At 63.8% G+C, this 20,701-nt stretch carries 17 protein-coding genes and 1 pseudogene; 9 read left to right on the forward strand and 9 right to left on the reverse strand.

Translation table 11 applies throughout. The annotated features are described in order from the left end of the window. Positions 1 to 3: 3 nt before the first annotated feature. From V6M52_RS15710 to V6M52_RS15720, 3 genes are all read right to left on the reverse strand, one after another. Entirely contained in the window at positions 4 to 498 is a 495-nt protein-coding gene (locus V6M52_RS15710) for a peptide deformylase (protein WP_332701690.1), read from the reverse strand. Next, positions 498 to 3,011: a penicillin-binding protein 1A gene (locus tag V6M52_RS15715; RefSeq protein ID WP_332701703.1), complete on the reverse strand. Its 2,514-nt coding sequence runs from the start codon at positions 3,009 to 3,011 to the stop codon at positions 498 to 500. Before V6M52_RS15715 ends, V6M52_RS15710 begins: the two co-directional genes overlap by 1 nt. A gap of 176 nt (positions 3,012 to 3,187) precedes the next feature. Further along, positions 3,188 to 4,417 (reverse strand): N-acetylmuramoyl-L-alanine amidase, encoded by a 1,230-nt coding sequence (locus tag V6M52_RS15720; protein WP_332693452.1) that lies wholly within the window; start codon positions 4,415 to 4,417, stop codon positions 3,188 to 3,190. A 615-nt stretch (positions 4,418 to 5,032) separates the two neighbouring features. Here V6M52_RS15720 and V6M52_RS15725 point away from each other — a divergent pair. Further along, positions 5,033 to 7,678: an Rne/Rng family ribonuclease gene (locus V6M52_RS15725; protein WP_332701691.1), complete on the forward strand. Its 2,646-nt coding sequence runs from the start codon at positions 5,033 to 5,035 to the stop codon at positions 7,676 to 7,678. Positions 7,679 to 7,757: 79 nt separating this feature from the next. Here the strand turns inward: V6M52_RS15725 and V6M52_RS15730 are convergent, their stop codons facing one another. Both V6M52_RS15730 and V6M52_RS15735 read right to left on the reverse strand, forming a co-directional pair. After that, on the reverse strand, positions 7,758 to 8,339 hold the full coding sequence (locus V6M52_RS15730) for a hypothetical protein (RefSeq protein WP_332693446.1): 582 nt from the start codon (positions 8,337 to 8,339) through the stop codon (positions 7,758 to 7,760). Between the two features lie 85 nt (positions 8,340 to 8,424). After that, complete coding sequence (locus V6M52_RS15735) at positions 8,425 to 9,579, reverse strand: pyridoxal phosphate-dependent aminotransferase (protein ID WP_332701692.1); 1,155 nt, start codon at positions 9,577 to 9,579, stop codon at positions 8,425 to 8,427. 154 nt (positions 9,580 to 9,733) lie between these two features. Here V6M52_RS15735 and V6M52_RS15740 point away from each other — a divergent pair, with 154 nt between their 5' ends. The 5 genes from V6M52_RS15740 to aat all read left to right on the forward strand — a co-directional run bounded on the left by V6M52_RS15740 (position 9,734) and on the right by aat (position 13,783). Beyond that, the gene (locus V6M52_RS15740; RefSeq protein ID WP_332701693.1) at positions 9,734 to 10,600 is read left to right on the forward strand and encodes a DsbA family protein; all 867 of its coding nucleotides are present in this window, start codon (positions 9,734 to 9,736) and stop codon (positions 10,598 to 10,600) included. A gap of 92 nt (positions 10,601 to 10,692) precedes the next feature. After that, the gene (gene aroQ, locus V6M52_RS15745) at positions 10,693 to 11,130 is read left to right on the forward strand and encodes a type II 3-dehydroquinate dehydratase (protein WP_332692602.1); all 438 of its coding nucleotides are present in this window, start codon (positions 10,693 to 10,695) and stop codon (positions 11,128 to 11,130) included. A 34-nt stretch (positions 11,131 to 11,164) separates the two neighbouring features. Then, positions 11,165 to 11,659: an acetyl-CoA carboxylase biotin carboxyl carrier protein gene (gene accB, locus V6M52_RS15750; RefSeq protein ID WP_332701695.1), complete on the forward strand. Its 495-nt coding sequence runs from the start codon at positions 11,165 to 11,167 to the stop codon at positions 11,657 to 11,659. 9 nt (positions 11,660 to 11,668) lie between these two features. Beyond that, positions 11,669 to 13,015 (forward strand): acetyl-CoA carboxylase biotin carboxylase subunit, encoded by a 1,347-nt coding sequence (accC, locus tag V6M52_RS15755; protein WP_332692608.1) that lies wholly within the window; start codon positions 11,669 to 11,671, stop codon positions 13,013 to 13,015. Between the two features lie 138 nt (positions 13,016 to 13,153). Then, the gene (gene aat / locus V6M52_RS15760) at positions 13,154 to 13,783 is read left to right on the forward strand and encodes a leucyl/phenylalanyl-tRNA--protein transferase (RefSeq protein WP_332701697.1); all 630 of its coding nucleotides are present in this window, start codon (positions 13,154 to 13,156) and stop codon (positions 13,781 to 13,783) included. Here the strand turns inward: aat and V6M52_RS15765 are convergent. From V6M52_RS15765 to V6M52_RS15780, 4 genes are all read right to left on the reverse strand, one after another. Next, positions 13,780 to 14,277 (reverse strand): GyrI-like domain-containing protein, encoded by a 498-nt coding sequence (locus V6M52_RS15765; protein WP_332701699.1) that lies wholly within the window; start codon positions 14,275 to 14,277, stop codon positions 13,780 to 13,782. The two genes, aat and V6M52_RS15765, sit on opposite strands and share 4 nt — an antisense overlap. Before the next feature lie 47 nt (positions 14,278 to 14,324). After that, complete coding sequence (locus V6M52_RS15770) at positions 14,325 to 15,110, reverse strand: SDR family NAD(P)-dependent oxidoreductase (RefSeq protein ID WP_332687753.1); 786 nt, start codon at positions 15,108 to 15,110, stop codon at positions 14,325 to 14,327. A 120-nt stretch (positions 15,111 to 15,230) separates the two neighbouring features. Continuing rightward, positions 15,231 to 15,659, reverse strand: a complete 429-nt coding sequence (locus V6M52_RS15775) for a DUF2155 domain-containing protein (protein WP_442881875.1) — start codon at positions 15,657 to 15,659, stop codon at positions 15,231 to 15,233. A 10-nt stretch (positions 15,660 to 15,669) separates the two neighbouring features. After that, entirely contained in the window at positions 15,670 to 16,053 is a 384-nt protein-coding gene (locus V6M52_RS15780; RefSeq protein ID WP_332687755.1) for an NADH:ubiquinone oxidoreductase subunit NDUFA12, read from the reverse strand. Positions 16,054 to 16,185: 132 nt separating this feature from the next. Here V6M52_RS15780 and V6M52_RS15785 point away from each other — a divergent pair, with 132 nt between their 5' ends. The 3 genes and pseudogenes from V6M52_RS15785 to V6M52_RS15795 all read left to right on the forward strand — a co-directional run. Next, on the forward strand, positions 16,186 to 17,133 hold the full coding sequence (locus V6M52_RS15785; RefSeq protein ID WP_332687752.1) for a phosphotransferase family protein: 948 nt from the start codon (positions 16,186 to 16,188) through the stop codon (positions 17,131 to 17,133). Continuing rightward, positions 17,133 to 18,329, forward strand: a complete 1,197-nt coding sequence (locus V6M52_RS15790) for an MFS transporter (protein ID WP_332701701.1) — start codon at positions 17,133 to 17,135, stop codon at positions 18,327 to 18,329. The genes V6M52_RS15785 and V6M52_RS15790 overlap by 1 nt, the downstream gene beginning before the upstream one ends. Before the next feature lie 569 nt (positions 18,330 to 18,898). After that, positions 18,899 to 20,701: pseudogene (locus tag V6M52_RS15795) on the forward strand (vitamin B12-dependent ribonucleotide reductase); the annotation flags it as partial.

Consider the following 20,701-nt stretch of genomic DNA (forward strand, 5'->3'; position numbering starts at 1 on the left):
GGCCTATAGCGGCCGCTTTTTCAATCGGCGCAAGGCCGTGTCGCGCTTGAGCCGGGACAGGCGCTGCAGGAAGAACACGCCGTTCATCTGGTCGATCTCGTGCTGGGCGACCCTGGCGACGAAGCCCTCGAGACGATCGACATGGCGCTGGCCGTCAGCGTCGTCATGAGCAAGCTTGACCCAGAGTGAACGCGCCAGCGGGACTTCGATGCCTGGCAGCGATACTGAGCCTTCCATGCCCATTTCGGTCTCGGGCGCAAGCTCGATCACTTGGGGGTTGTAGAGCGCGCGATAGTCGCGCGGCGCCGTCGCGGCGGAGATGCTGACGACGACCAGTGGCTCGTCCAGGCCAAGATGGGCCGCGGCCAGGCCATAGGCCTGCACCTCCTGGGCAGCGGCGAGCAATCTTGCCCCTGCCTCCAGCATTTTCGTATCGACCGGGCGCGGCGTGGCCTTCCGGCTCAGCGCGGCATGGGGATAAATGACGAATTCATTCACTAGAACAGGCCGCCACGGCCCACATTGGGATAGACCCACTGACCTGTTGATCCGTCATAGACCAACTGACCGTTCGAGGGGTGGGGCGCACCCGGCTGGGTCATATAGCCGGCGCCGTATTCCTGCTGCATCTGCAGCTGGCGCTGGATGGCGTCGAAGGCGTTGACGTCAACGCCGATCACCGAGGTCATCAGGTTCGGCCCGGTGCCCGGCTTGAAGGATTCCTCGATCGCGGCTTCGCCCTCGAAGGCCTTCACCCCCGAATTTGGATTGATCCAGGCGGTGCTCATGCCCGACGGCCTGGTGAAGGACGTGGCCGGCTTGCCCTCCAGGGCCTTGGCCATGAAGTCGGTAAAGATCGGCACTGCGAAAGTGCCGCCGGTAACGGCGCGGCCCATGGAGCGGGGCCGGTCATAGCCGACGTAAACACCGACGGCCAGTTCGGGCGTGAAGCCCACGAACCAGGCGTCCTTGTAGTCGTTGGTCGTGCCGGTCTTGCCGGCCACCGGCCGGTTGAGCACGCGCGCTGCCGTGCCCGTGCCGCGCAGTACGACGCCTTCCATCATGGAGGTGACCTGATAGGCCGTCATCGGGTCGAGTACCTGCTCGCGATTGTCCACGATCACCGGTTCGCCCTGCCCGTTCCATTCCGTCGCCTCGCAGCCCTGGCACAGGCGCTGGTCGTGCTTGTAGACCGTCACGCCATAGCGATCCTGGATGCGGTCGATCAGGGTCGGCACGATCTTGCGACCGCCATTGGCAATGGTGGCATAGGCGGCGGTCATCCGCATGTCCGTGGTTTCACCAGCGCCGAGCGCCATGGCCAGCACTGGCTGCATGGTGTCGTAGACGCCGAAAAGCCGGGCATACTCGGCCACCAGCGGCATGCCGATATCCCTGGCCAGTCGCACCGTCATCACGTTGCGGCTGCGCTCTATGCCGCGTCGCAGGGTCTGCGGGCCGTAGAATTCCTGGGCGTAGTTTTCTGGACGCCAGATCGAGCCATCGCCATTGCGGATTTCCACAGGCGCGTCCAGCACCACCGAGGCCGGGGTGTAGCCATTGTCCAGCGCCGCGGCATAGACGATAGGCTTGAAGGAGGAGCCAGGCTGACGCAGGGCCTGCGTCGCCCGGTTGAACTCGCTCATCGCATAGGAAAAGCCGCCCACCATGGCCAGCACGCGGCCGGTCCGCGGGTCCATGGCGACCAGCGCACCCTCTATCTCGGGAACCTGTTCGAGCGTGTAGCTGCCGGTCTTGCCGGAAACGGGGGAGACATAGACCACATCCCCTACCTTAAGAATCTCCTGCAACGGTTTGGAGACCCACTTTATATCGGGTCCGGCCAGTGTGCCGACAACGCGACCTTCGGCCACACCGCCATCGGCGATGTCATCGGGACGAAGGCCGATGCGCGCCTCGTTGCCGGCTATCTCCAGCACCACCGCAAGCTGCCACTCCGGCACGTCGCTCAACGGAATGATCTTGGCGACGTCCAGTCCCCAATCCTCGCCGATCTCGATGCTGGCGACCGGCGCGCGGAAGCCCTTGGTGCGATCATAGGCGATCAGCCCATCCATCAGGGCGCGGCGGGCATATTCCTGCAGCCGGGGTTCGAGCGTGGTCCGCACCGACAGGCCGCCGCCATAGAGCTGGTCCTCGCCATACAGCTTGGCCAGTTCGCGGCGCACTTCCTCGGTAAAATACTCCGCCGAATAGAGCTGGCTGCCGCCGGCGCGCGGAATGACGTTCAGCGGCTCGTCCTTGGCGCTCGCGGCCTCTTCGAGCGTCACATAGCCATTCTCGAGCATGCGGTCGATGACCCAGTTGCGGCGCTCGATAGCGGCCTGGGGACGGCGAAACGGGTGATAGTTGTTCGGCCCCTTGGGGAGCGCCGCGACATAGGCCGCCTCGCTCAGGGTGAGCTGATAGAGCGCCTTGTCGAAATAGTTCAGCGCCGCCGCAGCGACGCCATAGGAGTTCAGACCGAGGAATATCTCGTTGAGATAGAGCTCGAGAATGCGATCCTTGGAAAAAGTCGATTCAATGCGGATCGCCAGCAGCGCTTCCTGGATCTTGCGGTCCCAGGTCTGTTCGGAGCTGAGCAGGAAGTTCTTGGCGACCTGCTGAGTGATCGAGGAGCCACCGCCCTGAATGGCATTGTTGCCGTCCATGCGCGCCATGAGGTTGTCGCGGACGGCACGGAACACGCCGTCAAGGGCGATGCCGCCATGGCTATAGAAATCCTTGTCTTCGGCGGACAGGAACGCCTGGACGAGCAGTGGCGGTACCGTTTCAATAGGCTGGAACAGGCGCCGTTCGCGGGCGAATTCGGCGAGCAGCGTGCCGTCCGCGGCGTGGACGCGCGTGGTGACCGGCGGCTGATAGTCCTTGAGGACGGTATAGTCGGGAAGTTCGGCGGCGACCGTCGTCAGATAGATCGCAGCGACGCCGATACCGGCGAGCGCCGCGAACATCCCAAAGCCAAAAATCCAGCCGAGCAAGCGCAGCATATAGTCATCTTCTCCGGTGCGAGCCATTCGGCTCGCCGTAAACCAGCCCCACGGCGCTGCAAAGCGCGCTGGATTCAGTGCAGAATCATAGCAGACGGTGGCCCGAAAGTGGATCACAAGCCCGCAACACCGGCGCTCGGCCGACGCTTGCCGCGGCACGTGGCCGAATTATCACATCACTCTTCCGGCACAAGCCCGTCGAAATAGCTCGATATGCCCCGGGCCAGCGCATCTGCAGTGCGGTCCTGCCATTCGCCGCGCAGCAGGTTGGCCATGTCGTCGGCATTGGAGAGGAAGCCCAGCTCCAACAGGACCGAGGGGACATCGGGGGCCTGCAGCACGAAAAATTCCGCCTGCCGCACCGGGAAGCGCCGCAGTTCCACGCTTGGCTCGAGTTGATGCACGATGGCCTGGGCCGCGCTGAACGACTGGTGCCGCATCTCCCGCCGCATCAGGTCGAGCAGGATATCCACCACTTCCGGTGCCATCTGGGGCATGGCGAAGCCGGCGATGACATCGGTCTTGTTTTCCTTGTCGGCCAGCACCTTGTCGAGCACGTCGGTGGCATTCTCGTCGCGCGTATAGACGCTGGCGCCGCGGATTTCAGACTGCTGGAAGCTGTCGGCATGGACGGAAATGAACAGATCCGCCTTGTTGGTGCGGGCCAGCGCTACCCGCTCCTCGAGCCGCAGGAAGGTGTCGTCCTCGCGCGTCAGCGCGACATCGAAGCGGCCCGAGGCCACCAGCAATTCCTGCAGCCGCAGGGCAAAGGCGAGGACGATGTCCTTTTCCTTGATGCCATTGGTGGTTTCGGCGCCGCTGTCGATACCGCCATGGCCAGGGTCGATGACCACCAGGGGCCGGGAGGCGATCGGCAGTTCCGAGCCGCCGGCCGGGGTGGAGGCATCGGCGACGGGTGGGGTTGCCGAGGCGGCCGCGTCGCGCGCCACATTGGCGGCAAATTCCTCGGCGGTCGCAGGGATGACATCGACCACCAGCCGCGCCGGCTGCCCCTCGAAGGGATCGAGCACATAGGCCTGCTGCACCTGCGCCGGTGCCGAAAGAGTCAGCGTGGTCCGGACGCGGTCAGGGGCCGCCTGCTCCACCAGATAGTCGGCAATAATGCCCTCGCCCGCCGGCTTGCCGGTCGGCTCGGGTACCGAAAAGGTCGCCGCGCGCACGTCGATGGCCAGCCGGTCGGGATCGCTGAGCGACACCAGGGCGAATTCGGTCTTGGCCGCCAGGTCGATGACCAGACGCGCCCGCTCGGGCGTCGCCGATACACGCACATCCATGACATTGGGCAGCGCCAGGGGTGGTGACACGGCAGCGGGCGCGTCCTGCGCCTGCGGCATGCTGGACAGCGATAGCGCCGCGAACAGTGCCACAAGCAGCGGCAGGAGCATTGTAGGAAGGGATTTCAGCAAGCGCGGACCGGCCCTGTGTTCTTGTCTGCCACATCTGCCACCCGGGTCGGGCGATTCTACGGCGTAGCGGCTCTTATGCGATGATTTGTGGGGCGGGCCAATAAAGCTGATGTGAAATGGTTTGCCACCAGTGGTTTCGACTTTCTTGTTGCCATTCTGTCGCAACATCCCTACACGCTAGACGGGAAGCGCATGCTTCCTGCAGAACCAGTTTGCGTAGCCTCAGGGCCAACGATAGCGGTGCGGGAAGTGGCCGGACAAGGGAACGAAGAGAACTCCCGACGTCTGGTTCAGAAGCGGCAAATCCTGCGCTTCGATACGAATTTCGGTCCCACTGGACCGGACGGTTGCCGTCAGGCAATCCAATAGGAAGAGGTCAGATGGCCCGCAAGCGGACAAAGCGCGACGCGATCGAATTATCCGATTGCCGTTTTGTCACGCAGCATCTTCCGGCCATGACCATCACGACCGGCGCGTTCAAGGCAGAGCTTCTGCGCGCCACCCACCCCAAACCATTCGCCTCGCACAGCGCCACAGCAAGGATGCCGGTTTCCCGGCGCCTGTCTGTCGGCGCGCGAGCGCGCGGAGTTCATTATGGCTACCAAGAGAATGCTGGTGGATGCCATCCACCCGGAAGAAACACGGATTGTCGTCACATCGGGTAACAGGCTCGACGAGTTCGACTTCGAATCGGCGACCCGCCGCCAGTTGCGGGGCAATATCTACCTCGCCAAGGTCACGCGCGTTGAGCCGTCCCTGCAGGCAGCGTTTGTCGAGTATGGCGGCAATCGCCACGGCTTCCTGGCTTTCAGCGAAATCCACCCCGACTATTACCAGATCCCGATTGCCGACCGCGAAGCCCTGCTGCGCGATGAAGAGGCCGAGGACGATCATCACGACGAAGTCGAAGAGAACATCTCGCTGCCCGAGGGCGTGACCGAGCCTGACGCCGAGGCGGACCCGCAGGACGTCGAGGACGCCAGCCATATCGAGCAGGCCCCAGCCAATTCCGAACCGATCGAGTCGATCGGCGGCGCCGATGCGCTCGAGGAACTGCCGGAGCGTCGCCGGTCCAGCAACAATCGCCGCCACTACAAGATCCAGGAAGTCATCAAGCGCCGCCAGGTCATGCTGGTGCAGGTGGTCAAGGAAGAACGCGGCAACAAGGGTGCGGCGCTGACCACCTACCTGTCGCTGGCTGGCCGCTATTCCGTGCTGATGCCCAATACCGCCCGAGGCGGCGGCATTTCGCGCAAGATCACCAACGCCGCCGACCGCAAGCGCCTCAAGGAGATCACGTCCGATCTCGAGGTGCCGCAGGGCATGGGCGTCATTCTGCGCACGGCCGGCGCCGCGCGCACCAAGGCCGAGGTCAAGCGCGACTTCGAATATCTGATGCGCCTGTGGGAAAGCGTGCGCGAACTCACGCTCAAGAGCCAGGCGCCATGCCTGGTCTATGAGGAAGGCTCGCTGATCAAGCGGACCATTCGCGACCTTTACAACAAGGACATCGATGAAGTGTTCGTGGCGGGCGACGACGCCTACCGCGAAGCCAAGGACTTCATGCGCATGATCATGCCGAGCCACGCCAAGAACGTGCAGCTCTACAAGGAAGATCAGCCGCTCTTCTCCAAGTATGGCATCGAAGCCCAGCTCGATTCGATGTTCTCGCCGACGGTCACCCTGCCCTCGGGCGGCTATATCGTCATCAACCCGACCGAAGCGCTCGTTTCCATCGACGTCAATTCGGGCCGCTCCACCAAGGAGCACAATATCGAGGACACCGCGCTCCAGACCAATCTGGAAGCCGCCGATGAAGTCGCCCGCCAGCTGCGCCTGCGCGATCTGGCCGGTCTCATCGTCATCGACTTCATCGACATGATGGAGAACCGCTCCAACCGGGCCGTCGAGCGCAAGCTCAAGGATTGCCTCAAGGACGACCGCGCCCGCATCCAGGTCGGCCGCATCTCCCACTTCGGCCTCATGGAAATGAGCCGCCAGCGCATCCGCTTCGGCGTGGTCGAAAGCTCCACCCACAAGTGCCCGATATGCGACGGTACCGGTCTGGTGCGCTCGGTCGAGTCGCTGGCGCTGATGATCATGCGCCACATCGAAGACCATGTGCTGCGCCGCCAGGGGCAGTCGATCAATGTCCGCGTGCCGGTCGAGGTCGCGCTCTACATCCTCAATTTCAAGCGCGAGACGCTGATTGCGCTGGAAATCCGCAACCAGCTGTCGATCACCATCACTGCTGACGGCAAGATGACCGGTCACCAGTTCGCCATCGAAAAGGGCGAGGCCCGGGTCATGGCTTATGCCGATACCCGTGTGACCGAGCATGTGCGCGTCGATAGTGCAGTGATCGAAGATGACGCCGATGACGAAATCGTCGACGAAGTCGAAGATGAGGAGGCCGAAGAGAGCCCCGCTGCCGCCACCGCAACTGCGGAAGGCGGTGAAGGTGAGGGGCGTCGCCGTCGCCGTCGCCGCCGCCGTGGTGGCGCCGACCGCGAGGACAATGGCCAGCGTCCGCCGCAGCAACAGCGTGCCGCACAGGCGCCGCGCGTCGAGGCTGAAGCCGGCGAGGATAGTGACGAAGGCGACGACGACGAAAATGCCGCGCGTCCATCCAGCGACGCCGGGTCCGACGACGAGCCACGCAAGCGCCGCCGTCGCGGCCGTCGTGGTGGCCGCCGCAATCGTCGCGATGGCGAGGACGGTATCGAGAGGGCCTCTTCGCCCGCGGGCGAAGACGGACTGAGCGCAACCGAGGTCGAGACCGCTGCCGAGAGCCTGCCGGTGCAGGACGAAATCGCGACCGCCGAACCGGCTGCTGCCGCGCCCGCTCCGGCGGAAAAGCCCAGGCGTTCGCGTCGCAAGAAGGTCGAAGAGACCGCTGAGTCCGCGCCTATTGACGCCGCTCCGGTCGAAGCGGTGCCGGTTGAGGACGAAGCGCCGGTCGAGGACGAAAAGCCCAAGCGCAAGCCGCGCGCGCGCAAGCCCAAGGCTGAAACCGCCGAGGCTGCACCGGCCGCCTCGGTTGTCGAAGAGGCTCCGGCACCCGCTGCGGCGCCCGAGGCTCCCGCAGAGGCAGCCAAGCCACGCCGCGCCAGGAAGGAACTGCCGGCGGAGGGCATCGTGGTGTCCTCTAGCGGTGCTCCTAAGGCTGAGGCCGAAGGTGAGCAGGCAGAGCCGAAGAAAAAGGGCGGCTGGTGGCAGCGCCGCCTCGGCCTCGGCTAGAGGCTGCCGGCAAGGTCGTGTAGCAGCGACCCAGACAATCAAGGCGGCCCACGGGCCGCCTTTTCTTTTCGCGGACCGGCTATCGGACCTCGGCCACAATCTGCCGGCGTACGATCTGCACGCCGGTTTCCGGTGTACGCATGATGGTCAGCCGAGCATGTTTTTCCCCGCGCTTCCGTTCCGGCTGGGTGCGACCGGGTTGATCCATGCGGCGCTGGTCGGGGCCAAGGTAGTTTCGGGTCTCGATATAGAGGTGTTCCTGCCCGATCTGCGCGGCCAGCCTGGTGGCCATGACACGCCCGTCCTGGGGTACGCTGATGACGTCATCGAATCCCATTTCGATATGCGCCTGGATCTCCTCGGAGGAACCGGCGCGCAGGAACAGCACCACAGGCGCAAAGCAGAGGCTGACTGAACCCGCATGGCGCAGATCGAACAGCAGCTTCCGCTTGGCCTCCGGCTCAAAGTCGAAATGGACGAGAAAAAACACCAGCCGGTGGTCGAAGCGGTCGTGGCCAAGGGCGGGCGAATGGGCAACGACTGCGCCAAAGCGGAGTTTTTCGGCGAGCCGCATAAGCGCCGCGCAATCCCGTTCATCCTTGGCCAGGACGATGGCGGCGCAATGGGCAAGGACGCTCGGATCGCCCGCTTGTGTATGCACGGTGCGGACCTCCCAATCCTACCAGCGCTCGCAAAGCATAGCGCAGAGGCCTTAAGAACGGCCTACCGGCCGTGCCCGCCTCCTTTTAGCCACTCCGGCGCAGGAAGCGCCCCATGCGCTCGATCGCCATCTCGATATTCTGGTGTGTCCCTGCGTAGGAGAAGCGCACATAGCGGTTGCCGCCGGCCCTGTCGAAATCGATGCCCGGTGTCGCCGCTACGCCGGCCTCATCCAGCAGCGTCTCGCAAAAGCTCATGGAATCGTTGGAGAAGCGACTGATCCCCGCATAGGCGTAGAACGCCCCATCCGAGGGGCTGCCGATGTCGAAGCCCAGAGCGTGCAGTCCGTCATTCAGCAACTGCCGGTTGACCGCATAGCCCGCCTTTTGCTGTTCGGCATAGTCTCGCTCCCCAAGGGCCACCGTCGCGGCAATCTGGCTCAGCGTCGGGGCGGAAATGAAGAGGTTCTGCTGCAGGATCTCTCCACGCCGGACCAGATCATCCGGCAACACCATCCAGCCGATGCGCCAGCCGGTCATGCAATAGTATTTCGAGAAACTGTTGATGATGATGGCATCCCGGGTCAGCTCGAGCGCGCTCACCGAGGGGCCGCGATAGTCGAGCCCGTGGTAGATTTCGTCCGAGATCAGCCGGACGCCGAGGCGCTGGCAGGTGGTGACGATGTCGGCCAGTCCCTCACGGTCCACCGCCGCACCGGTCGGGTTGGCCGGGCTTGCAAAGAGCAGGCCCTCGAAGGGGGTATCGGCGTAGGCAGCCGCGATATCGGCACCGGTCAGCTTCCAGCCATTGGCGGCGTCGAGCGGAATTTCGGCGATGCCGAAGCCCAGGCCGAGCAGCGTATTGACATAGGCCGGATAGCCCGGCCGGGTGATGGCGATGCGCGCTCCGGGCCGAAAGGCCGCGTGAAAGGCAATGATGAAGGCGGCTGAGGACCCCATGGTGCAGAGCATCGATTCGGGTTCGACGGCGACCGCGTGCTGGTTGGCATAATAATTCGCCAGTCCCTCGCGCAGTTCGGTCAGGCCCTTGGCGTTGGTATAGCCCTGGGCCAGCGGCAGGGCCTTGGCCACGGCCTCGATCACTCGGGGTGCTGGCGGGGCGCCGGGCTCGCCCACTTCCAGGTGGCACACGCTGCGCCCGCTGGCCTCGATAACCTTGGCGCGCTTGAGGATTTCCATGGCGTGGAAAGGCATCAGGCCATCGGCGGGCTGTTCGGTCATGGCAGTTCCTTGCTGGCCTCCCCGCCTATCCGGTTCAGCCGCCCCTCTCAACAACAATTGATGGCCATGTCAGGGCGCCGTTCACTCCCGGCTGCCAAAATCGCCCCGCGTCTGCTAGAAGCAGGCCGATTGCCGAATTGGGGAGCCTAAGGTCATGTCGCGCGTCACTCTTGTCCTTGTCGCCCTGGTGGGCATCCTGGCTGGGGCCTTGGGCTATTCCGTGGTTAGCAAGCCGGCGGTGCAGACCGACACGGCGGCTGTGCAGGTCCTGATCGATGAGGCGATCGCAGCCTATGATGGCGCGCGCCCCGCCGCGCAGGCGGCGCCGCAGGACGTGGCGGCGATCGATCCGGCGACGCTCAATCCGCTGATCGAATCCTATCTGATGGGAGACCCCAAAATCCTGCAACGCATGTCGGTGGCGCTCGACACCACCTTGCAGGCCGAGGAGCGCGCCCAGGCGACCGGCGCCATCGCTTCTATGCAGGAGGCGATCTTCAACGATCCGGGCCAGGTCGTGCTGGGCAACCCTGAGGGCGACGTCACCCTGGTTGAATTCTTCGACTACAATTGCGGCTATTGCCGCGCCGCCCTGCCCGACATGGCGGCCCTGCTCGCTGAAGACCCGAACCTGCGCGTCGTGCTCAAGGAATTCCCGATCCTGTCCAACGAATCCATCGACGCCGCGCGGGTCGCGGTGCTGGTCGGCGACGCCGATGTCGACTACTGGAGCTTCCACGAGGCACTCTTCACCAGTCGCGGCCAGGTGGACAAGCAGGTGGCCCTGGCCGCCGCGGCCGATCTGGGCCTGTCGCCCGTATCGCTCGAACTCGACATGGGCACCGAGGCTGTTTCGCAGACGATCCAGACCTCCTACGAGATCGCCAAGGCGCTCAACATCACCGGCACGCCAACCTACATCATCGGCAACGAGATCATTCCCGGCGCCATCGGCATTGATGAGCTGCGCGCGCGCATCGCCAATATGCGGGCCTGCGGCGAGACCAAATGCGAGGGCTAAGCCCCACTTTCGCCGCGTTTTTTGCCTTTTCGGTGCAATTCGTATAACCGGGCTTGCGCCGGCCGGAAGTGCCGGTGCAAAAGGCAAAAATCATGGCAAAACGCGTTCTCGTCCTCAACGGCCCGAACCTTAACCTGCTCGGCACCCGCGAGCCCGATATCTATGGGGCGGCAACGCTCAAGGACGTCGAGATTCTGTGCCAGCGGACGGGCGATGAGCTTGGGCTGGCTGTCGATTTTCGCCAGTCCAATCACGAAGGCGAACTCATCACCTGGATTCACGAGGCGCGTCAGACTGCCGATGCCATCCTCATCAATCCGGCCGGCTATTCGCACACGTCGGTCGCCATCCATGACGCGCTCAAGGGTGTCGGGCTGCCGGTTGCCGAAGTGCATATTTCCAATATCCACCAGCGCGAAGCCTTCCGGCACCACTCCTATGTGTCGGCCGTCGCGTTCGGCGTCATTTGCGGCTTTGGCGTCACCGGGTATAGACTGGCGCTCACAGCGCTCGCCGAAAAATTAAAATAACGATCAACGCGACTAGCGCGGGAGACCGACAAGAATGACCAAGTCATCGCAGGTGGATCAGGATCTGATCCGGGCCATTGCCGAGCTGCTCAACAAGGAAAATCTCGCTGAAATCGAGATCGAGCAGGAGGACTTCCGGGTCCGCGTTACCCGCTCCTATGCCAATGAGGGCGTGACCTACGCTGCCCCGCCGCACTATCTGCAGGCGCCGCCGCAGGCCGCTCCCACCTCGATCGCGCCGGCCGGCTCCGTGCCTGCCGCAGTGCCAGCCGCAGCGGAAGACCTTGCGTCAAACCCAGGCACCCTCACCTCCCCCATGGTTGGCACCGCCTATCGTTCGCCCGAACCGGGCAAGCCCGCCTTCATCGATGTCGGCGCCAAGGTGACCGAGGGGCAGACCCTGCTCATCATCGAAGCGATGAAGACCATGAACCAGATCCCGGCGCACCGCTCGGGCACCGTCACGCGCATTCTCGTCCAGGATGCACAGCCGGTGGAATACGGCGAGCCGCTCGTCGTCATCGAGTAGGGGGACCCCATGTTCCAGAAGGTCCTCATCGCCAATCGCGGCGAAATCGCCCTGCGCATCCTGCGCGCCTGCAAGGAGCTCGGCATCCAGACCGTGGCGGTGCATTCCACCGCCGACGCCAATGCCATGCATGTGCGCCTGGCCGACGAAAGCGTCTGCATCGGGCCGCCTGCGGCCAAGGACAGCTATCTCAATATCCCATCGATCCTGGCCGCCTGCGAGATCACCGGCGCCGATGCGGTGCATCCCGGTTACGGTTTCCTCAGTGAAAACGCCCGCTTCGCCAAGATCCTGGGCGAGCACAAGGTCACCTTCATCGGTCCCTCGGCGCACCATATCGAGATTATGGGCGACAAGATCACGGCCAAGAAGACGGCCGTGGAACTGGGCATTCCCGTGGTGCCCGGCTCGGCCGGCGCTGTCGAAAGCGACGAGGAAGCCCTGCGGACCGCCAAGGAAATCGGCTATCCGGTGCTGATCAAGGCAACCGCCGGTGGCGGTGGCCGCGGCATGAAGGTCGCCAAGACCGAAAAGGACGTTCTCGAAGCCTGGTCGACCGCCCGCACCGAAGCCAAGGCCGCCTTCGGCAATGACTCGGTCTATATGGAAAAGTATCTCGGCAAGCCGCGCCATATCGAGGTGCAGGTGCTGGGCGACGGCCAGGGCAATGCCGTGCATCTCGGCGTGCGCGACTGCTCGCTGCAGCGCCGCCACCAGAAGGTCTGGGAAGAGGCCGGCGGCCCGACGATCCTGCCGAAAGAGCGTGACGAGATCGGCGAGATCTGCGCCGTGGCCATGCGCAAGCTCAAGTATGCCGGCGCGGGTACGATCGAGTTCCTCTACGAGAATGGGGAATTCTACTTCATCGAGATGAACACGCGCCTCCAGGTCGAGCACCCGGTTACCGAGCGCATCACCGGCATCGACATCGTCTATGAGCAGATCAGGGTGGCGTCAGGCGAGAAACTCTCGATGACCCAGAAGCAGGTGCAGTTCTATGGCCACGCCATCGAAGTGCGTATCAATGCCGAGGACCCGCAGACCTTCGCGCCTTCGCCCGGCACCATCACCTTCTACCACCCCGCTGGTGGCGTCGGCGTGCGCGTCGATTCGGCGGTCTATCAGGGCTACAAGATCCCGCCCTATTACGACTCGCTGATCGGCAAGCTCATCGTCTATGGCCGCACCCGCGACGAATGCCTGCAGCGCCTGCGCCGCGCCATCGACGAATTCGTGGTGGACGGCATCAAGACCACGCTGCCGCTGTTCCAGCGCCTGATCCGCGAGCCGGATATCCTGGCGGGGAATTACGACATCCACTGGCTGGAAAAATACCTGGCCGAGAACAAGGTCTGACCACGTCTACCCCTCTCCCCTTGCGGGAGAGGGTGCCCGAAGGGCGGGTGAGGGGTTGCCTCCACCGTCGCTGACCCCTCATCCGGCGCTGCGCGCCACCTTCTCCCGCAAGGGGAGAAGGGAAGAAGGAGATCAGGAATGTCCCGTCCTAACCCCTTCGACATCGAGATCACCCCCGAGTTGATCATCCGCGCCTATCGCGCCGGCATCTTCCCCATGTCCGAAGATGCCGAGGACGAGGACCTGTTCTGGGTCAGCCCTGAAATGCGCGGCATCATCCCGCTCGATGGCTTCCATCTCGCCACCAGCCTGCGCAAGGCGATCCGCAAGTCGGGCTTTGTGGTCAGGGTCGATACCGATTTCGACGCAATCATCGAGGGTTGCGCCACGGTGGGTGAAGACCGGGACACGACCTGGATCAACCGCACCATCCGCACGGTCTATGGCGAGCTGTTCCGGCGCGGTGTCGCGCATACGGTGGAGGTCTGGGATGGCCCCGATCTCGTCGGTGGGCTCTATGGCCTAGCCATCGGTGGGGCCTTCTTCGGGGAATCGATGTTCCACCGCAAGACCAATGCCAGCAAGATGGCCATGGCCTATCTGATCGAACGGCTGAAAGCGGGCGGCTTCGTGCTGCTCGACACCCAGTTCGTGACGCCGCACCTCGCCTCGCTCGGCGGCGTGGAAATCCCGCGCGAAGAGTATGAGGAGCGCCTCGCCGAAGCGCTCCTGCTGCCGGGGGACTGGTCCGCCTGGGACCGGCGCTAGTCCTTGAGCTTGAAGGCTAGTTCGGTCACCCACTTGTCCATGTTCGGTTCTTCCTCCGGATCAGTCTCGTAGATTTCCAGCCGGCAGGCGAAATGGTCCCCATCGGGCCCCTCCTCCACGTCCAGTAGCTGCTGGCTCTGCCGCAACCAGCCGATCAGCATCCCGGTGACAGGCTCCAGCTTGTCCGGATGGCCATGCCAGCGCAGGGTAACGAACCGCCCGGCCGGCAAGGTGCCAAACTTGACCCTGTCGCTTGCCACGCCCATTCGCGCCACCGGCACCCCGGCCTCCACTTCGAGCGTATCGGCCATGTTGATGCGCCGGTAATTGTAGAAGGCCGCGCCCACCGGCTCGATATTCTGCTCGGCGAGCAAGCCGAACACAGCCGGGAATCCCTCCTGGGCCGGCTTCTGCATCTCGTCCATGCGCACGGTGAAGCTCACATAGGCGTAATCCTGCGCCGCCCGCGTTACGTTTTCAGGCAAAGTCAGCACGTCTGCCTCCAATTGTGGTGATCTCGTCGGAATGGTCACGCGGATTGCTAGTCGACCAATGCGCCGCCGGTGGCGTTCGCCATGGTGGCCGTCATGCCGGCCGCTAGGTCGCTGGCCAGCAGCACAGCCGCATCGGCCACCTGGGCCAGCGCTGTGACCCGGCGCAGCGGCGTACCCATGCCGAATTCAGTCGCGATTTCCTCAAAGGTCACGCCCAGCTCGTTGGCGCGCAGCTGCCACGCCTCGCGGACACCCGGAGCGTCGGGCGAGCCAGGTGAGCGGACCCAGCAGACACGAACGCCATTGGGTCCCTCTTCTATACCAAGCTGCCGCAGGTAGTTCTCCACGGCGGCGCAGGCAATGCCGAAGCCGCCGATATTCGCCACCGGCCAGCGCGCCACATTGGCGGTGATACCGACGATGGCACCCCCGCCATTCTCGCCCATATGCCGGGCAACGGCCGTTCCGGTATGGAACCAGGTCGCCATCGACGTCCGAACCGGCGCCAGCATGCGGTCGAACTGCATGTCGGTCAGGAGTTCACCCTGGGTGTCGTCCCACGAAACAGCGTTGAACATCAGCTTGACCGGACCAGCCTTGCTGACAATAGCCGCCAGATGCGCCTCTACAGCAGCCGCATCGGTGGCATCGACGAGAGTCACCTCGGCCTGGCCACCCGCTGCGCGAATATCTGCGGCAACTCCCTCCAGCCCCGCGCGGTTGCGCGCCGCCAGAAACACATTCGCTCCCTCACGGGCGAATGCCCTGGCCACGGCGCCGCCGACCGCGCCGCTGCCGCCATAGACCATGGCGGTCTTTCCTTCGAGCAACATATAAATACCCTCCGACCCTGCCCGCAGCCTCAAGCCGCGGCGTTGCAAGGTCAAGGACGGTTGAAGAAGGAGGACCCCGACAGAGTCGCCACAACCATTGTCATCATCGCGCCGTAGAGCCTAGCGCTCACCCGGTGGCGGAACGTCGGTGCTGGTCCTGCACTCGACCAGCCACACATCATAGATCGCGTGGTCGACGGCGTTGAGCGCCGGACTGTCGGCGAACATCCAGCCGGTAAAGATGCGCTTGGATACGCCAGTCAGGCTGCGCTGGTCCACCTCCAGAAACGCCGAGGTGCGCTGGGTTTCGGTGGAGGGACGGCTGTAGCAGGCGCGCGGAGTGAGTTCGAGCGCCCCGAACAGCACTGTCTCGTCGATATAGACATCGAAGCGGGTGATGCGACCGGTGATCTTGTCGAGCCCCGCAAACGTGGCGACCGGGTTGGCGATCGGCTGCGCCAGTACGGGCGCGGCCAGACCAAAAAACGCCAGGACCACGAATGGCACCAGCGCCTTGATCAGGACTGAAAGCGGAGTGGTGCGGCGCAAGGCGCCGTCCCTATTCGGGCGACCAGGCGTCGTAGTCGCCGGTAACGCGCGGGCGCTCGCCCTTGTTCAGCAGGCTGCCATCGGGGCGGTATGCGGCAGCCGTACCCGTCAGATTGGCCTCATGCGGCTTTTCCCAGGCGCGCGTCTGGTAGCCGGCCTGTGTTGGTACAACGTCGGTGCGGTAATGCATCCAGCCATGCCAGCCGGTACCGATCGTGGAGGGATCGGCATCGCCGTAATAGGTCACATAGCGCCGATCGGCTTTGCGGTCCTGGTAGTATTTGTTGCCGAATTCGTCGCTGCCGACATAGTCGCCGAAGCGCCAGATCCACAGGCGTGTTCCCCATGTCTGGCCGCTCCACCAGGAGAAGATTTCAGTCAGGAACTGCTTGATACCGGATTTGGCCAATTGTCGATTCCGCCGTCGAAATATGCGAGTTGGCCGGGTGTAACATGGGTGGTGACGTGAGCCTAGCCCTTGCCGCCGGCTGTGATAGTGGTTTTCGGCACATCTTGGGAGGGGCCTATGCCGACGTCACTGCCATCCGAGCGCCATGCCATTGCCATCGCCCGGGAGGTGCTGAACTGGCCGGACGCGACGGCCCGCCGCTTCACCACCGGCATGGCCTTCTTCGTCTATGAAGTTGCCCATGGCGACGAACTCGCCGTGGTGCGCCTGGGCCGTCCGGAACAGGCCAAGGCCCTCGCGGACGGTCGAGAATTGATGGAACGTCTGCGCCCGCTTGCTGTCCCTCTGCCCGAGATTCTGGCTCATGGCATGGCGGACGGCCTACCCTACGTGGTCATGTCACGCCTGCCCGGCGCTGACCTCGGCGACGTGATCCACGACCTCGCACCATCCAGCCTGCGCAATGTCGCCGAAGCGGTGGCGGATGCGCAGTTGGCCACGGCCCGCTCTTCTCGCGGCGACGGCTTCGGCTACGCTCCCACCCCCGCTCTGGCGCCGCATGCGACCTGGACCGGTGTCGTCCGGGCGCACATCGAGCGCTCCCGCCAGCGCATCGTCGCCAACGGTCTGTTCCCACCCAGCACGGTCGCCAAGGCGGAACGCCTGCTTGCGGGTCACGCCGCGGCGCTTGCCCGCGTGGAACCGATACCTTTCCTCCACGACACCACGACCAAGAACGTCATCGTCTCACCGACCGGCCAACTATCGGGCATCGTCGATATCGACGACCTCTGTTATGGCGATCCGCGCTATCCTGCTGCCCTCACGACCGCCGCCATGCTCGCCTGGGGTGGTCCGCAGGACTATGTGACCGCCTGGCTGGCGCGGGCCGGCCTGGCCCGGGATGGCGTATTCGATTTCTACGTCGCGACCTTCCTGCTCGATTTCATGTCCGAGCACGGCACCCGTTTCAATGGCAACGAAACGTCGTCCGATCCGGCGGAACGAGCCCGCCTGTCGGCGGTCTACGCTGGGGCCGTGGCGCGTGCGGGAGGCAAGACGTGATGGCAAGCCCTGCCCTCGGCCTGCGCCGGTTCCTCGGCGTCTACTACGCCTATGTCTTCCTGTTCGATTTCATGCTGGCCTATGCCATCTATACGGCGCTGTTCGAACTGCGCGGCATTTCGGTCGCCGAGATCGGCATCCTGCTGGCCTTCTGGTCGGCGTCGGCCATTGTGCTCGAAATGCCGTCGGGCGCCCTTTCCGATCATTTCGATCGCCGCGCGCTGCTGGTGGCCGCGCCGCTGCTCAAGGCGCTGACCTTTGTCTGCTGGGGCTTGGCCAATGGCAGCTTCTGGCTCTATGGGCTCGGTTTCCTGTTCTGGAGCGCCGGTCAGGCCCTGCAGTCGGGCACGCGCGAAGCGCTGCTCTATGAGCGCCTTGCCGAAGCCGGCCGAAGCGATGAGTTCGACAAGATCCTGGGTCGTGACTCGGCCGCCGAGGGCCTGGGCATCGGCGCCGGGACGCTGGTCGGCGGCTTCGTGGGCCAGTTCAACATGGATTGGACCACCTGGCTGTCGATCCCGCCCCTTATCGTCGGCGCCGGTCTGGCGCTGCTGCTGCATGACAGGCGCCGCACCCGCCAGGCCGAGGACGGCGAGACGCCGGCGACCTACCTGTCGCACTTCGCCGACGCGTTCGGCGAGTTCCGGCGCCACGCCGATCTGCGCTTTGTCACCATCTATATGTCGGTGGGCCTGATCACCTTCGAGCTGCTCGAGGAGTTCGATCAGCTCTACTACCTCGCGGTCGCCGTGCCGATCTGGCTGTGGGGCGTGCTCGCCGCCGCGGTGGAGCTGGTCTACGCCTATGCCAGCGTCGCAGCGCACCGCCTCTCGGGCCGGCCCTGGCTGGCCTGGGTCCTGCCTCTGCTTGGCGGCGGATTGCTGGTCGCGGCGTCGCTTGGCAACAATCCCTGGTATGTGCTGCTGCTGGAGCTGGCCTATGTCGCCATCGCGCCCGTGGCGGTGCTGGCCGAGGCCCGATTCCACCGCATCATGGATGGGCGCAGCCGCGCCACCACGACCTCGGCGCTGATCATGGCCCAGAACATTGCCGGCATTGCCGCCACCCTGCTTTTCGGCTTTGTCGCCAACTGGCTGGGCATTCTTCCCGCCTATGGCTGGGCCGGCCTCGTCATGGTGCCGGTCGCCGCCTGGGTCTTTGTCCGGCAGGGTAGCGGTATGCGCGCCATCGACTGAAGCCACCAGCGCTGGTGTCCACGGCGACGATGCCGTCTTTTGGCCAAAATTTCTGCGCTTGACAGCTTTTGAGCTGACCGATTCTGTCTTTCTCCGACATGGTTACTGGCCACTTAACATTCTCGGCCAAGACCCGATCCCTGAGGAATCCCGTGGCTTTAGCGCTGACTCCTCCCTCGGTATTGCCGCGCCATATGCAGCTCTTCAAGAAGCTCAAACGGGCCGGCCAAGCCCACTATTTTCCTTGCAGTTTGTCCCCGCAATCCACATATTACCCCTACTAGTGGTTGTCTTGCTCGCCATCACGACCACTAGCCCTTGTGATTTGTGACATTGACGCGCCCTCTGAATCGGAAGAATGTTTTGGACAGTCCGATGCAGCTCCCTGCACCGGGCAAGTCCTGGACAAGAGCGCTGGCACAAGACCGGCGCCGGGCCCAGGCACAGGCAAAATATTCGAGCCCGTCCACCGGACTCGGTTGGTGAAGCGTCAACACAGATTTGGATGAGAAGCCGGGGTTCGGCTTGCGGGCACGTTTGTGCCTGTCATATTGGGGATTTAGACGACTATGCGCATTGAACGTCGGTTCACGACCGCCAACCAGGATCGCTACGATTCGATCGAATTCCGCTCGGCCACGAGCGAGATTCGGAACCCCGACGGCTCGGTCGTCTTCAAGCTCGAAGACATTGCCATTCCCTCGACCTGGAGCCAGGTCGCGGCCGATATCATTGCGCAGAAGTATTTCCGCAAGGCCGGCGTCGCCAAGGTCCTCAAGAAGGTCGAGGAGAATTCGGTTCCCTCCTGGCTGTGGCGCTCCGTCCCCGACGAAGCTGCGCTCGCCAAGCTCCCCGAAGCCGAGCGCTATGGTTCGGAAATGGATAGCCGCCAGGTCTTTGACCGCCTGGCCGGCACCTGGACCTATTGGGGCTGGAAGGGTGGCTATTTCGACAGCGAGGAAGATGCCCGCACCTTCTTTGACGAACTCGCCTATATGCTCGCCAGCCAGCGCGTTGCCCCCAACAGCCCGCAATGGTTCAACACGGGCCTGTTCTGGGCCTATGGCATTGATGGCCCCGGCCAGGGCCATTTCTATGTCGACCCCTTCACCCACAAGCTGGTGAGCTCCAAGAGCTCCTACGAGCACCCGCAGCCCCATGCCTGCTTCATCCAGTCGGTCAATGACGACCTGGTGAACGAAAACGGCATCATGGACCTCTGGGTCCGCGAGGCGCGCCTGTTCAAATACGGCTCGGGCACCGGCACCAATTTCTCGGCTCTGCGCGGCTCGGGCGAACGCCTCTCGGGCGGCGGCAAATCATCGGGCCTGATGAGCTTCCTCAAGATCGGCGACCGCGCTGCCGGCGCCATCAAGTCGGGTGGCACCACCCGCCGCGCCGCCAAGATGGTGGTGCTCGATATCGATCACCCCGATGTGGAAGAATACATCAACTGGAAGGTCAAGGAGGAGCAGAAGGTCGCCGCCCTCGTGACCGGCTCCAAGGTCGTTTCCAAGCACCTCAAGGCCATCATGAAGGCCGCCGTCAACTGCGAAGGCAGCGGCGACGATTGCTTCGACGTGGCGATGAACCCCGCCCTCAAGCGCGAAGTGCGCGCCGCCAAGAAAGCGCTGGTGCCGGAGAACTACATCTACCGCGTCATCCAGTTCGCCAAGCAGGGCTATACCGATATTGAATTCCCGGTCTACGACACCGATTGGGACAGCGAAGCCTATCTCACCGTCTCCGGCCAGAATTCGAATAACTCGGTCCGAGTGACTGACGATTTCCTGCGCGCCGTTGAAGGCGATGGCGATTGGGACCTCAAGGCCCGCAAGGATGGCAAGGTCACCAAGACGCTGAAGGCCCGCGATCTGTGGGAACAGGTGGGCTATGCCGCCTGGGCCTCGGCCGATCCCGGCATCCAGTATCACACCACCATCAACGAGTGGCACACCTCGCCCGAAGCCGGTCCGATCAATGCATCGAACCCCTGCTCGGAATATATGTTCCTCGACGACACCGCCTGCAATCTGGCCTCGGTCAACCTGCTGCCCTATCGCAATGCCGATGGCTCGTTCAACACCGCCGCTTACGAACACACCGTCCGCCTCTGGACCATCGTGCTCGAAATCTCGGTGATGATGGCGCAATTCCCGTCCAAGGCCATTGCCGAGCGCTCGTTCGAATACCGGACCCTGGGCATCGGCTACGCCAATATCGGCGGCTTCCTGATGACCTCGGGCATTCCCTATGACTCCGAGGCCGGCCGCGCCATTGCCGGCGCCGTCACCGCCATCATGACCGGCGTTTCCTATGCCACCTCGGCCGAAATGGCCAAGGAACTGGGCCCGTTCAAGGATTACAAGCGC

Origin of the sequence: Devosia sp. (assembly GCF_036676215.1) — a bacterium.
In the GTDB taxonomy this organism is placed as follows: Bacteria; Pseudomonadota; Alphaproteobacteria; order Rhizobiales; family Devosiaceae; genus Devosia.